Genomic DNA, 14518 nt, shown 5'->3' with positions numbered 1-14518 from the left:
AATGACAGAAAGACCGCATTTGCGGCGAGGAAATCAAGGGAAACGCATGCCGAACGTCGTCTATATCCTGAATGGACCGAACCTTAATCTACTGGGAAAGCGCGAGCCGGAGATTTACGGTCATCACACTTTGGACGATGTCCGCGATTTGTGCGTCGCAATGGCTGATGATCATGGATTGCAGATCGTGTTTCGCCAGACTAATGCTGAACACGAATTGATTGATTGGATTCAGGAGGCGCGTGAGGAAGCGCAGGCCATCATCATTAATCCGGCTGCGTACTCACACACGTCTGTTGCAATCCTGGATGCGTTGAATACATGCACATGTCCGGTGATCGAGGTGCATGTTTCAAACATTCACGCGCGGGAGAGTTTCCGGCATCATTCCTATGTGTCGCATCGCGCCGATGCCGTCATTGCCGGTTGCGGCGTTGAGGGCTATCTGCTCGCGCTCAAGCGCATCTCGACACTTTTGCAGGGCACGTGAGCGGACGACTTTTTCTTACCGGCCCGCGTCAGTAGCCGTTGCCGAAGAAAAATTCCTTCATAAACGTTCTCGCCAGAATCTTGAGATCCAGGGTAAGGCTCTGTTTCTCCAGATAAGCGAGGTCGTGCTCCAGCCGCATCCGCGCAGAAAGAGCATCTGCGGTTTCACCGCGGAAGCCGTTGACTTGCGCAAGTCCCGTAATACCCGGTCTTACCAGGTGCCGGTCCATATATCTTGCATCGAATTTCTCATACGCGATCCCCGCTGCCAACATGCCAGGCACGTGCGGACGCGGTCCGACAAGCGACATATCCCCTTTGAGGACATTCATCAGCTGAGGCAGTTCGTCGAAGTTGCTGCGGCGCAGGAAATTTCCAAAAGCCGTCACGCGCGGATCATTGGATACGGTTTGCGAAACGCCCGTGCCGTCGCACATATGATCGTGCATCGTGCGGAATTTGAAGATTGTAAAACGCTTGCCGTTCAATCCGTATCTTTCCTGGCGGAAAATGATCGGGCCGTGGCTCGAAAACTTTATCGCGACTGCGATAAACGCAAGAAGCGGTGCCAGAAGGATTAAGCCCGCGCCTGCGCCAACCACGTCGACAACTCGTTTCAGGACAGATGGACTGCGCGCCTTCACCCGCCGCAATATTTGCGGGGCGTTGTCCTGGCCGAAATGGAATGAATTTAATTTGATATTGTTTGTTTTATCGATATTTCGGCACTGATCGTCACCGGCATATCTAAGAGTTTTGTTCGCCAAGCTTCGCAAGCCTCAAGCCTATGATGTGGTTCGATAGGTAGCGCCCAAACAACCTAGCGGATCTAATCTGCGTCACCACCGAATCGTTAACGGAAGGTGAACGAGAAACATAAAATCCCTGCGTATTGCGAGACTTGTTAGCATCTCGACCTATCCGCTGCAACGCCAGAGATGACTTCTTGAGTTAAATTTTACGTAATAATTGGTTCAACAAGTTTGACTTCGAGCGCCGCATTCGCACGCGGCACTGATTGTCGTAGAAGGTGCTCAGTAGCTGCGTCCGACACTGGTGTATTCAAATCCACGTGTCAGCATGTAGTCGGGTGTATAGATGTTCCGTAGATCGACCACCTTGGGTGCTTTGAGCAGCGATTTTACCCGATCAAGATCGAGCGCGCGGAACTGGTCCCATTCAGTGACGATAACAACAACGTCCGCATTTTCGATCGCATGATAAGGACCGTCGCAAAACAGCACATCGGACATCATGCTTGCAGCTTCATGCATGCTTGCCGGATCGTAAGCGCGAATGTTTGCGCCGGCCGCTTGCAGTTTTTCGACGATGTCGATGCTCGGAGCTTCGCGCATATCATCGGTGTTTGGCTTGAAGGCGAGGCCCAACAGCGCAATTGTTTTGCCATTCACATCGCCGCCCATGAAGTTGATGACCTTGTCGGCCATCTTCTTTTTGCGCTCGGCGTTCACCTCAATGACCGAATCGACGATTTTCAGGTCCGATTTGGCATCCGCCGCAATCTTTGACAGGGCGAGGGTGTCCTTCGGAAAGCAGGAGCCGCCATACCCCGGACCTGCATGCAGAAATTTCGATCCGATACGATTATCGAGACCAATCCCGCGGGACACTTCCTGAACATTGGCACCAACGCTCTCGCACAAGTCGGCAATTTCATTGATGAACGTGATCTTGACCGCAAGGAAAGCGTTCGAGGCGTATTTGATGAGCTCGGACGTCCGTCTCTTTGTGACGATAATAGGCGTTTCGTTGAGATAAAGCGGGCGGTAAAGCTCACGCATCACTTCAACGGCCCTTTCACTTTCCGTTCCAACGACAACCCTGTCGGGCCGCTTGAAATCATTGATCGCAGCGCCTTCTCGCAGGAATTCCGGATTGGACACCACGGCGAACTCAGCGTCCGGATTGGTCTTGCGAATGATGTCCTCGACCTCGTCTCCGGTACCGACCGGAACGGTGGACTTGGTAATGATGACGGTAAAGCCTTCGATCAGGCCTGCGATTTCCTCAGCCGCCGCATAGACGTAAGACAGGTCGGCATGGCCGTCGCCCCGGCGTGTCGGAGTTCCGACCGCGATGAATACAGCGTCGGCACTCCGGATTGCCTCAGAAGGGTCTGTTGTGAAAAAGAGTCGTTCCTCGTCGACGTTCTTCGCAACAAGCTCCTGCAAACCAGGCTCGTAGATCGGAATTTGTCCGTTGTTCAGGGAGTCAATCTTTGTCGTGTCTTTATCAATGCAGGTCACGACGTGACCGAAATCGGCAAAACATGTTCCGGATACGAGACCGACATAACCGGTCCCAATCATTGCAACGCGCATATCAAATTTCCAGTTCCAAATGCAGACCCGGCAAACAGGGGATCAAAAGCATCTCGATTTGTTCGGCAGCTTTAAAGCTGCACAGCCCCTAGCACGACTAGAGATCTCATTTCTACCCATAAAGGGGGCTTGCGGCGCATTGCTGTGCCGTATGGTTTCCACGGGTTCGCTTCGGTGGAGTTAAACTGTGAGGAAGCGCCGGACCTCGTTTTCCGACAGGTCGCTCCCCGTTCCGGAAAGAACGATCTCGCCACGATCCATCACGGCATAGGTATCGGCAAGGTCGCGGGCAAACTCGAAATACTGTTCGACGAGCACGATCGCCATCGTGCCCTGATCCCGGAGCCAGGCAATTGCGCGCCCGATATCCTTGATGATGGAGGGCTGAATGCCTTCGGTCGGTTCGTCCAGCACGAGCAGTTTCGGCCGGGTTACGAGGGCGCGGGCGATCGCAAGCTGCTGTTGCTGTCCGCCGGAAAGGTCTCCCCCTCGGCGGTTCAACATATCCTTGAGAACCGGAAACAGCTCATAAATCGTGTCGGGAATGTACCGTTCCTTGCGGCTGATCGGGGCAAACCCTGTTTCGAGATTTTCCTTGACCGAAAGCAGCGGGAAGATTTCGCGTCCCTGAGGAACCACAGCAATGCCCTTGCGTGCACGCGCATGGGCGGGCAAGGACGAAATGTCGGCTCCGTCCCACATGATCTTCCCGGCGGAAATTCCGTGCTGGCCGGCAACGGCGCGCAGCGTTGAGGTCTTGCCGACACCGTTACGGCCCATCAGGCACGTTACTTTCCCGGTTTCAGCTGTCAGCGAAACACTTTTAAGCGCCTGTGCCGCACCGTAGTAAAGGTCAATTTGTTCGACGTTCAGCATGAATCAACGCCCCAGGTAGACTTCGACAACCCGCTCGTTGGCGGACACATGATCGAGCGAGCCTTCGGCAAGCACTGATCCTTCGTGGAGCACGGTGACTTTCACACCAAGCGCGCGTACGAACACCATGTCGTGTTCGACCACGACAACCGAGTGATCCTTGGCGATATCCTTCAGAAGCTCCGCCGTTTCCGCCGTTTCGGCATCGGTCATTCCGGCCGCGGGTTCGTCAACCAGAAGAAGTTTCGGATCCTGGGCAAGCAACATACCGATCTCAAGCCATTGCTTTTGTCCGTGACTGAGATTGGCCGCCAGTTCACTGCGTTTGTCGCCGAGCCTGATCAGGTCCAGGAGCTGATTGATGCGCGTTTTTTCACCGCCGGTGATCACGTGAAACAATGTCGCGAAAGGTCCACGGGGTGCCTTCAGCGCCAGTTCCAGATTGTCCCAGACCGTGTGGCTCTCGAAGACGGTCGGTTTTTGAAACTTTCGGCCGATCCCGAGTTCGGCGATCGACGCTTCGTCTTCGCCAGTCAGATCAATGGCGCCGTTGAAGAAGACCTCGCCGCTGTCGGGGCGTGTCTTTCCCGTGATGACGTCCATCATTGTTGTCTTGCCCGCCCCGTTGGGGCCGATGATGGCGCGCATTTCACCCGGTGCAACGGTCAGCGAGAGTTCGTTGAGCGCCTTGAACCCGTCAAAGGCAACCGAAACTCCATCGAGATAAAGCAGGCTTGTTGCTCTGGTCATGATCTCATTCCGCAGGCTGGGGGTGGACTGCGCCGGCGCGCGATGTTGCCGGAACCGGTTCAGGAACGTTTGCTTGCGCCGCGGGAGACTGTGGCGGCTGCGCCGGCGGATCACCGGATCCTTCTCCGAAATCGGAAGAGATCCTGCGTTGCCGCAGCGCAGTCCAGCCGTCACTGACCGTTCCGACGATCCCCTTCGGCAGGAAGAGCGTTACAAAGACGAACAGGCCACCCAGAGCAAAGAGCCAGATGTCCGGCAATGCCGCCGTGAACCAGGTCTTCGCGAAATTGACAAGCACAGCACCTAGGACCGCACCCACCAGTGTTCCCCGGCCACCGACAGCCACCCAGATAACGACCTCAATGGAGTTGGCCGGTGCAAATTCACCGGGATTGATGATGCCGACCTGGGGAACGTAAAGCGCGCCGGCAATGCCGGCCATCATGGCCGAAAGCGTCCAGACGAAGAGTTTGTAGTGTTCAACCCTGTAGCCGAGAAATCGCGTCCTGCTTTCCGCATCGCGCACTGCAACAAGAACCTTGCCGAGTTTGGACCGCGTGATCGACCGGCAGATAAGAAAGCAAAGGACCAGCGCCAGGCCAGAGGCTGCAAACAGCCCGGCACGGGTCGTGTCGGCTTGGATGTCGAAGCCGAGAATGTCCTTGAAATCCGTGAGGCCGTTGTTGCCGCCGAAACCCATGTCGTTGCGGAAAAAGGCGAGCAGCAACGCATAGGTAAGGGCCTGGGTGATGATGGAAAGATAGACCCCCGTGACGCGGGAGCGGAAGGCGAACCAGCCGAAAATGAAGGCCAGGAGCCCGGGAACGAGCAACACCATGAGGGCTGCGAACCAGAACATGTCGAAGCCGTACCAGTACCAGGGCAGGTCCTGCCAATTCAAAAAGACCATGAAATCGGGCAGGATCGGATCGCCGTAGACACCGCGCGTCCCGATCTGGCGCATCAGGTACATGCCCATGGCATAGCCGCCAAGGGCGAAGAAAGCGGCGTGCCCGAGGGAAAGAATGCCGCAATACCCCCAGACCAGATCGACCGCCAGTGCGAGCAGGGCATAGGTCAGGTACTTGCCCATCAGCGTGACGGCATAGGTCGGAACGTGGAAGGGCGATTCTTCCGGCACGAAGAGATTGCAGGCCGGGACCAGGATGATCACGGCGGCCATGATCGCCAGGAATACGCCTGCGCGGGCATCCATGGCGCGAAAGAGGAATGACGACATCATGCTTCGACTGCCCGGCCCTTGAGGGCGAAAAGACCCCGGGGACGCTTTTGGATAAAGAGGATGATAAAGACGAGCACGAAGATCTTGCCGAGAACGGCGCCCGCATAGGGTTCAAGGAACTTGTTGACCACGCCGAGTGTCATCGCGCCGACAAGCGTTCCCCAGAGATTTCCGACACCGCCGAAGACAACGACCATGAAGCTGTCAATGATGTAGCCCTGGCCGAGGTTGGGCGAGACATTATCGATTTGCGAGAGCGCGACACCGGCGATACCGGCAATGCCGGACCCGAGGCCGAATGTCAGAGCGTCGATCCAGGGCGTCCGGATGCCCATGGAGGCGGCCATGCGTCTGTTCTGGGTAACGGCGCGCGTATAAAGACCGAAAGGCGTTTTCTTCAGGACGAGCATCAGGCCCGCGAAAACAAGAAGCGCGAACACGATGATCCACATGCGGTTATAGGTGATCGTCATCTGGCCCAGTTCGAAGGCGCCGGACATCCAGTCCGGGTTTCCGACTTCCCGGTTCGTTGGTCCGAAAAGTGATCTGACGGCCTGCTGCAGAATGAGCGAGATACCCCAGGTCGCCAGCAGCGTTTCAAGCGGGCGCCCGTAGAGCCAGCGGATAACGCCCCTTTCGATCCCGACGCCGATCAGTCCTGACGTCAGGAAGGCAAGGGGCAGGGCAATGAAGAGCGAATATTCAAACAATCCCGGTGCGGATGTCCGGATCAGTTCCTGCACGACGAAGGTCGTGTAAGCGCCGATCATCACCATCTCCCCGTGGGCCATGTTGATCACACCCATCACGCCGAATGTGATGGCAAGTCCGATCGCTGCCAGTAGCAGTACCGAGCCGAGCGACAGCCCGTACCAGATATTCTGGGCTGAATCCCAGGCGGCGATGGACTTTTCGATTGTCGTAATGGCGCTTGAGGCTGCCTCGTGAACCGCACCCTCGGAATTCGCTCTGACGTTGATCAAAAGTGACAGCGCGCTCCTATTGCCCATCTCCGAAAGTGTTTCGACGGCCGCGAGCTTCTGTGCTTCTTCCAGGTCGGAGTTCAAGACCGCCGCGGCACGGGCCTGTTCCATCACCGTCCGGACCGCGTCGTCCGTTTCTGCCGCGATTGCCGTATCGAGTGCCTCGATGCTGTCCGGATCCTGTGCCTTGAAGACCGCTTCAGCTGCCGCGCGGCGCACTTTCGGATCCGCAGCCATAAGGGTCAGCGAACCGAGCGCAGAACGAATGACACGCCGCAGCTTGTTGTTGACCTTGATTTTCTTGACGTCCCGACGCCCGGCTTCTCCCTGGGTTTCCAGCGTCAGCGGGTCGGTGAGCTTGTAGGACTTGCCGGCCTTTTCGGTAATGAACACCTGACCGTCTGATTTCCGGAAAAAGAGATCGCCTGCGCTGAGCGCTCTGAGTGCAGGAGCAACGGCCGGGTCGCCGGTTGCGACCAGAGCTCCGATCTGCTGCTCCGTCTCGGCGTATTTTCCCTTGGCCAGTTCGTTGATCAGCGGACGCAGTGTTTCGGCGTCGCCTTGAGCAAATGCCGGACTGGCGAGACCCGCGATGAAGCTGAACAGCAGGATAAGCGATCTAAGCAATGGCATTATGTGTTTGCCCTGTTCGTTGCCTGAATGATTGACAACTTATGGGTTCGATTTAAGGAGTTCGCCTCACCCTCAACCGCCTGCCGCAAACGGTAAGGGTTGGGGGTGAGGGCAGTTCGCTTGGTGCGTTCGAACGGGAGCGGGCTCAGCAAGCCCGCCCCGGCTCCGTCTCCTCCCTTAAGACCCGGAGCCGCCGCATTTGCCGGTTGCGGTGTTGAAGTTTCCGCAGGACATCGGTGCACGCCAGTCGGAGATCAGGTCTTTCGAACCGTCCAGGTAATCGGACCATGCATCGCCAACCACCAGGCCGGACGTTTCCCAGACAGTTTCGAACTGTCCGTCGTCCTGGATCTCGCCGATCAGAACCGGCTTGGTGATGTGGTGGTTCGGCATCATCGCGGAGTAACCGCCCGTCAGGTTCGGCACGGAAACGCCGACGATGGCGTCGATGACTGCATCGGCGTCGGTGGTGCCAGCCTTTTCAACGGCCTTGACCCACATGTTGAAGCCGATGAAATGCGCTTCCATAGGATCGTTGGTCACACGGTCTTCGTCACCGATGAAGGCATGCCAGGCGTCGATGAAGTCGGCATTGATGTCGGTGTCGGCGGACTGGAAGTAGTTCCACGCAGCCAGATGGCCGACGAGCGGTCCGGTGTCGAGACCAGCGAGTTCTTCTTCTCCAACGGAGAAGGCGACGACCGGAATGTCTTCCGCCTTGATGCCGGCGTTTGCGAGTTCCTTGTAGAACGGGACGTTCGCGTCACCGTTGATGGTGGACACAACAGCGGTCTTTTTGCCAGCCGAACCGAAGGTCTTGATGTCGGAGACGATCGTCTGCCAATCGGAATGTCCGAAGGGCGTGTAGTTGATCATGATGTCTTCTTCAGCAACACCCTTGGATTTCAGGTAGGCTTCCAGGATCTTGTTGGTCGTGCGCGGATAGACATAGTCTGTACCGGCCAGGACCCAGCGCTCAACGCCTTCCTCATTCATGAGATAGTCAACAGCAGGGATTGCCTGCTGGTTCGGGGCAGCGCCCGTATAGAAGACGTTCCGCTGGGATTCTTCACCCTCATACTGCACCGGATAGAACAGCAGGGAGTTCAGTTCCTCAAAGACCGGAAGAACGGACTTGCGCGACACGGATGTCCAGGCACCGAACACGGCGTCGACTTCGTTCACTTCGATCAGTTCGCGAGCCTTTTCAGCAAAAAGCGGCCAATCCGAAGCCGGGTCGACGACGACCGCTTCAAGCTGCTTTCCAAGAAGTCCGCCATTTTTGTTCTGCTCTTCGATGAGCATCAGCATGACGTCTTTCAGCGTTGTTTCCGAAATCGCCATGGTGCCGGAAAGCGAATGGAGAACACCGACCTTGATGGTGTCTTCCGCCGCTGCTCCGCCGATCATGGTGGACGCCATGAGGCCGGCCAGCGCGAATTTGGTGAATGCTTTTTTCATGTAATTTCCCCTTGATAAGAAACACCGGTTCCCTGCCGGTGCAGGACGGCTGGAAGGACTGCCGCCATCGGGGAGAGATCGTGCGCCGGAAGCGCTGCGCCGCAACATACGTCAATTGACGTAAGGCGCCTTTCCCGTGCTTTGGCACTGTGCATGCCGGTTCGGCACGAATTGTGCTGAGTAGGAACGCTTATGCAGAAAGAATGGGAATCCGGGGCAATGCAGACGGCTGGATGCCGCAAAACTGTGCAGATGATGAAATACAAGGCAGGATCGTTCCGGTGACTGCCCGCCAACGCATTTTGCCCATTCGCCGACAGTACAACAAATGGGTCAATAACCAGACACTTGAGGATTACGCGCTTCGCTTCACGGCGAAAGGGGCAAGACGATTCTCTTCACGCGCGATCTCGCAAACGGCAATCGGCGCGATTTCCTTTCTGGCCCTGGAAGCGATAGGCGGAGCCATCACGCTGTCCCACGGTACGGCGAATGCCTTTGTCGCTATCCTGGTCGGCAGCCTTGTGCTGCTGATCGTCGGTCTGCCGATCAGCCGCTACGCCATGCGTTATGGCGTCGACATCGATCTTCTGACCCGGGGCGCGGGGTTCGGATATATCGGTTCGACCATCACATCGCTGATCTATGCCAGCTTCACCTTTATCCTCTTTGCGATCGAAGCCTCGATCATGTCGAGTGCGCTGGAGTTTGCCTTCGGACTGCCGCTCTGGCTCGGCTATATCATAAGTGCGGTCGCCGTCATTCCTCTGGTGACGCATGGCATCACCTGGATCAGCCGGTTCCAGATCGCAACACAGCCTTTCTGGATCATCCTGAACATTCTGCCTTTCGTGTTCATTGCCTTCACCGATTGGCAGGCGGTCGGCCAATGGCTGACATTTTCCGGGATCGATCCGGTTACAAATGCGCCGCGAACGACGCCCGGCGGATGGGACAGTATCAATTTGATCAGCTTCGGGGCTGCGACGGCCGTCATCCTCGCGCTGATGGCTCAAATTGGCGAACAGGTCGATTTCCTGCGCTTCCTTCCAGCGGAAGACTTTGCCCGCCGGCGCCATCGTCTGGCGCTGTTCCTGGCGGGTCCCGGCTGGGTGATCCTTGGTGCGCCGAAGATGATTGCCGGGTCTTTTCTTGCCGTGCTTGTGCTTTCTCATGGCGTTCCGGTTGAACATGCCGATGAGCCTTCGCGCATGTACGCCGTCGCCTTCGGATACATGATACCCAATGAAACCGTTGTGCTTCTGCTCATGGCTGCCTTTGTCGTGGTCGCGCAGCTGAAGATCAACGTCATGAACGCTTATGCGGGTTCCCTCGCGTGGTCGAACTTCTTCTCCCGGTTGACCCATTCCCATCCCGGCCGTGTGGTCTGGCTCGTGTTTAATGTCGGGATCGCGCTCTTGCTGATGGAGCTCGGCATCTACAAGCTGCTTGAGGAAACGCTCGGCGTCTTCTCCATTGTCGCGATGGCCTGGTTGTCGGCAATCTCGGCCGATCTTTTCATCAACAAGCCACTCGGACTTTCGCCGCCTGGCATCGAGTTCAAGCGGGCGCACCTGTACGACATCAATCCTGTGGGAACAGGTGCCATGCTGCTGGCGGCCGGAGTCGCGCTGGCAGCGCATTTCGGTCAATTCGGCGACGCGGCAGGCGCGCTCGCAACGTTCCTCGCCATGGCGATAGCCTTCGTGACAGCGCCGCTAATCGCATTCGCAACCAAAGGGCGCTACTACCTGGCACGGAAGCCGCGTATCAGCTGGCAGAGCAAATCGCACATCGCATGCTCCATCTGCGAGAATCCTTTCGAGCCGGAGGATATGGCATATTGTCCGGCGTATCAGGCACCGATTTGTTCGCTATGCTGTTCGCTCGACGCGCGTTGCCGCGATTCCTGCAAACCAAAGGCCCGCGTTTCCTTTCAGATCGCTAGCGTTGCGTCTCTCTTCCTTCCTGAAAGAGTGCTCGCTTCTTTCCGCTCCCGGCTGGGCCGGTATGCATTGGCATCGGTCTTTTCGATTACCGGCATCGGCCTTGTGCTGTGGATTATCTACGCCCAGGCGGTAAGCCGTTTCGGCGATCCCACAGGGATCATTGCTCAGACCGTGACGCTGATCTTTTTTGTATTCACCATTGTTGCGGGCATCGCCTGCTGGTTCCTGGTGCTCGCGCATGACACACGGCGGGTCGCCGAAGAAGAATCTGCCCGTCAGAACGCATTGCTCCAAAAGGAGATCGACGCCCACGGCGTGACGGACGCGGCGCTGCAGAAGGCAAAAGAAGATGCCGAAGCTGCCAACCTTGCGAAAAGCCGGTATGTCGTTGGCCTGAGCCACGAGCTTAGAACGCCGCTGAATGCAGTCCTGGGATACGCGCAGGTCCTTGAACGCGATGAAACCCTGCCGGTGGCACGTAAACCCGCAGTCAGCACCATCCGTCGAAGCGCCGAGCATCTGTCGGGTTTGATCGACGGGCTTTTGGATATATCGCGTATCGAGGCCGGGCGGCTGCAGATCTATTCGAACGAAATCAACATTCACGAGTTTCTTGATCAGATCGTCGACATGTTCAAGATGCAGGCAAGCGCAAAAGGACTTGGCTTCGACTTTGAAAAAGTCTCCAACCTGCCTGTGTTCGTGCGAACCGACGAAAAACGCCTGCGCCAGATTCTCGTTAATCTCCTGTCCAATGCGATCAAATTTACAGACACCGGTAATGTATCGTTTCGTGTCGGGTACCGGTCGCAGGTTGCCAGCTTTGTTGTCGCCGATACCGGACCCGGCATTGCGCTTGAGGAACAGGTCAAGGTGTTCGAGCCATTCGGGCGGAGCAAGGCGCTGAGCAACCGCGCAGTGCCCGGGCTTGGTCTCGGCCTGACCATCACCAAGCTCCTGACCGAAACAATGGGCGGCGCCATCGCGCTCTCGAGCGAGCCGGGCAAAGGCGCGTCATTCGAGGTGCGGCTCATGTTGTCTGCAGTCGACCGGCCGATTGACGTTGTGCGCCTGGAGCGTCAGGTGAGGGGGTATCTGGGGCCACGCAAAACAATCGCGGTGATCGATGACAATCCCGACCACCGCGGGCTCGTCAGAGATATCCTGAAGCCGATCGGGTTTACGATTCTGGAGGCGGAAAGCGGCGACGCCTGTCTGTCCGGTGTCTGTGACCTGAAGCCGGATCTTTACCTGATTGATGTTCTGATGCCGGGCATGAACGGCTGGCAACTTGCCGAAGCGCTTCGCCGCAAGGACGAACTCGCACCTATCGTCATGCTGTCAGCAAATATTGGCGATCATGCTTTGCGTCCCGACGGACCCGCACTCCATGATGCAACGCTCGCCAAACCGTTCGATATCGGTCAATTGTTAGACCTGTTGCAAAAGCACATGGGTCTAAGCTGGACCGAAAAACAGCAGTCGGACGAGCCTGAAAAAACGACTGATGACCGGCTGCAGTCACCGGGCGCCAAGCATGTTGCGGACCTGATCTCTCTGGCGGAAATCGGTTATGTAGAGGGCATCGAGGCAAAGCTTGCCGAACTCGCGGATGCTCCCGAAAACAAGCCCCTTGTCGACACGTTGCACGGATACCTCAACCGGTTCGATTTCGATGCCTACCGGGATGTATTGAACGAATTGGAACCTCATGACGGATGATCGCCGCGATACGGTCCTGGTGGTGGATGACAGTCCGGAGACGCTCGGCTTCGTGACCGAAGCGCTGAAAAAGACCGGCGTTGCCGTCCTGGTCGCGACCAGCGGCGAGGCAGCGCTGGCGATCTGCGACAAGGTGAGTCCGGATACGATCCTGATGGACGCCGTCATGCCGGGCCTGGACGGGTTCGAGACCTGCCGGCGGATCAAGGAAAACGCTTCCTTGCAGCACGTTCCGGTGATCTTCATGACCGGGCTCTCCGAAACGGAGCATATAGTCAAAGCGCTGGAATCGGGCGGCGTCGATTTTCTGACAAAGCCAATAGATGTCGACGAACTCAAAGCCCGCATCAAGGTCCATCTGAAAAACGCCAGGTCCGTGCAAAGCGCACATGTGGCGCTCGATGCGGCGGGTCGGCACCTCGTCGCGGTGACGTCCGAAGGAGGCGTTCTCTGGTCGACGCCGCAGATCCATTCATTGCTGGAAAGGACAGGCAACGCGGAAGAGAGCCTTCTGCAATTGGGTCGGGCGCTCGGCGAGTGGCTCGAAACAGCCGAACCGTCAGGCCTTTATCACAAGAGCTTCATGCTGGGGCTGTCGGAAAACCTCGCCGTCCAACTGCATCCGCTCGGACGGGTCGGGCCGGATGAGAACCTGTTTCGCGTGACCGCAGAAGATGAAGCCGGTCAGGTCAAGGCCCTGCAGGAACGGTTCACGCTGACGCAGCGCGAGGCGGAAGTGCTGATCTGGATTGCGAAAGGCAAATCGAACAAGGACATTGGCGAGATCCTTGGCTTGTCGCCGCGCACCGTCAACAAGCACCTTGAGCAGATCTTCATAAAGCTCGGCGTTGAAAATCGCGCCTCGGCGGCGGTCAGGGCTGCCGAAATCATCTATGCTCTCTAAGACGCGCCAGACGCATCGGCCTTTCTCCTTTTTTGGACCGGAACCCTGGTTCACCCGGTGTTACGAGATTTTAATGCAAATCGTTCGCAATAAACTTGACAGTTGCAAATGATTTGCAATACGAATTGCAAAAGTTGAAAGTGCTTTCAGGAGATCTCAATGCTCAAGAAACTCGGTGTGGCCGCGTCTGTGACGGCGCTTGCGGCTGTCTTTGCGCCAGGCGCTCTGGCGGCAGACAAGATGAAGGTCGTGACAACCTTCACTGTAATCGCCGACATTGCGAGTAATGTTGCCGGCGAGGCGGCAGAGGTGGTTTCGGTCACAAAACCGGGCGCTGAAATTCACGGCTACCAGCCGACGCCCCAGGATATCGTGCGCGCATCCGATGCCGATCTGATCCTTTGGAACGGCATGAACCTGGAACTCTGGTTCGAGCAATTCCTTTCCAATCTCGGCGATGTCCCCGCCGCCACCCTGACGGATGGCATCGACCCGATCGCCATCAGATCCGGATCGTATGAGGGCAAACCGAACCCGCATGCCTGGATGGGTCTCGACAACGCGTTGATCTATATCGACAATATCGTCGCGGCCTTTTCCGCCCAGGATCCGGCCAACGCAGAGAGCTACAAGAAAAACGCAGAGGCCTATAAGGACAAGATCCGCGCCACCATCGAACCTTTGCGGCAAGCCGTTGCTGAAATCCCCGAAGAGCAGCGCTGGCTCGTCACCTGCGAAGGTGCCTTCAGTTATCTCGCGCGCGACTTCGGTATGAAGGAACTGTACCTGTGGCCGATGAACGCCGATCAGGTCGGGACACCGCAGCAGGTGCGCGCAGTGATCGACGGTGTGCGGGAGAACGAAATTCCGGTCGTCTTCTGCGAAAGTACCGTCAACACGGCACCGGCAAAGCAGGTCGCCCGTGAAACTGGTGCAAGCTACGGCGGTGAACTCTACGTGGATTCCTTGAGCGAAGCCGGTGGCAAGGTGCCGACCTACCTGGATCTTCTGGAAGTGACTGCGAGCACCGTTGCTGAAGGCCTCAAGTCGGCAGCGAATTGATGAAGAAGAACAACCCACCGGCAGATGCCGGTGGGTTTGAAATTGTTCTGTGTTGAATAGTGCTCTTTAATGGAGTGAGCTTTGCTGCAAATCGTCAGGGACCC

11 protein-coding genes are annotated in these 14518 nt (G+C 57.0%); 4 read left to right on the top strand and 7 right to left on the bottom strand.

The features are described 5' to 3' along the window. The first annotated feature begins 46 nt into the window (after positions 1-46). Positions 47-490: a type II 3-dehydroquinate dehydratase gene (gene aroQ, locus Q0915_RS23235; protein ID WP_299479590.1), complete on the top strand. Its 444-nt coding sequence runs from the start codon at positions 47-49 to the stop codon at positions 488-490. 28 nt (positions 491-518) lie between these two features. On the opposite strand, the gene Q0915_RS23230 is transcribed toward aroQ, so the two are convergent. The 7 genes from Q0915_RS23230 to urtA form a co-directional block, all read right to left on the bottom strand. Beyond that, entirely contained in the window at positions 519-1133 is a 615-nt protein-coding gene (locus tag Q0915_RS23230) for a sugar transferase (RefSeq protein ID WP_299479587.1), read from the bottom strand. Positions 1134-1523: 390 nt separating this feature from the next. Further along, positions 1524-2831 (bottom strand): UDP-glucose/GDP-mannose dehydrogenase family protein, encoded by a 1308-nt coding sequence (locus Q0915_RS23225; RefSeq protein ID WP_299479584.1) that lies wholly within the window; start codon positions 2829-2831, stop codon positions 1524-1526. Between the two features lie 180 nt (positions 2832-3011). After that, the gene (urtE, locus tag Q0915_RS23220; RefSeq protein ID WP_299479580.1) at positions 3012-3707 is read right to left on the bottom strand and encodes an urea ABC transporter ATP-binding subunit UrtE; all 696 of its coding nucleotides are present in this window, start codon (positions 3705-3707) and stop codon (positions 3012-3014) included. Between the two features lie 3 nt (positions 3708-3710). Further along, complete coding sequence (gene urtD / locus Q0915_RS23215) at positions 3711-4457, bottom strand: urea ABC transporter ATP-binding protein UrtD (protein WP_299479578.1); 747 nt, start codon at positions 4455-4457, stop codon at positions 3711-3713. A 4-nt stretch (positions 4458-4461) separates the two neighbouring features. Further along, positions 4462-5700, bottom strand: a complete 1239-nt coding sequence (urtC, locus tag Q0915_RS23210; RefSeq protein WP_299479576.1) for an urea ABC transporter permease subunit UrtC — start codon at positions 5698-5700, stop codon at positions 4462-4464. Then, complete coding sequence (gene urtB, locus Q0915_RS23205) at positions 5697-7316, bottom strand: urea ABC transporter permease subunit UrtB (RefSeq protein ID WP_299479573.1); 1620 nt, start codon at positions 7314-7316, stop codon at positions 5697-5699. Before urtB ends, urtC begins: the two co-directional genes overlap by 4 nt. A 177-nt stretch (positions 7317-7493) precedes the next feature. After that, on the bottom strand, positions 7494-8777 hold the full coding sequence (gene urtA, locus Q0915_RS23200) for an urea ABC transporter substrate-binding protein (RefSeq protein WP_299479570.1): 1284 nt from the start codon (positions 8775-8777) through the stop codon (positions 7494-7496). A gap of 281 nt (positions 8778-9058) precedes the next feature. Between urtA and Q0915_RS23195 the strand changes: the two genes are divergently transcribed. From Q0915_RS23195 to Q0915_RS23185, 3 genes are all read left to right on the top strand, one after another. Beyond that, a complete protein-coding gene (locus Q0915_RS23195) occupies positions 9059-12448 on the top strand; it encodes an ATP-binding protein (RefSeq protein WP_299480588.1) in 3390 nt (1129 codons plus the stop codon). Next, positions 12438-13352 carry a response regulator transcription factor gene (locus Q0915_RS23190; protein ID WP_299479567.1) on the top strand — a complete coding sequence of 305 codons (915 nt, stop codon included), beginning with the start codon at positions 12438-12440 and terminating at the stop codon, positions 13350-13352. Before Q0915_RS23195 ends, Q0915_RS23190 begins: the two co-directional genes overlap by 11 nt. Before the next feature lie 159 nt (positions 13353-13511). Next, entirely contained in the window at positions 13512-14414 is a 903-nt protein-coding gene (locus tag Q0915_RS23185; RefSeq protein ID WP_299479564.1) for a metal ABC transporter substrate-binding protein, read from the top strand. The last annotated feature ends 104 nt before the right edge of the window (positions 14415-14518 follow it).

It is taken from the genome of uncultured Roseibium sp. (assembly GCF_947494555.1).
GTDB lineage: Bacteria > Pseudomonadota > Alphaproteobacteria > Rhizobiales > Stappiaceae > Roseibium.
The sequence above is the reverse complement of the archived record's forward strand: the minus strand, read 5'-3'. Positions and strand labels throughout refer to the sequence as shown.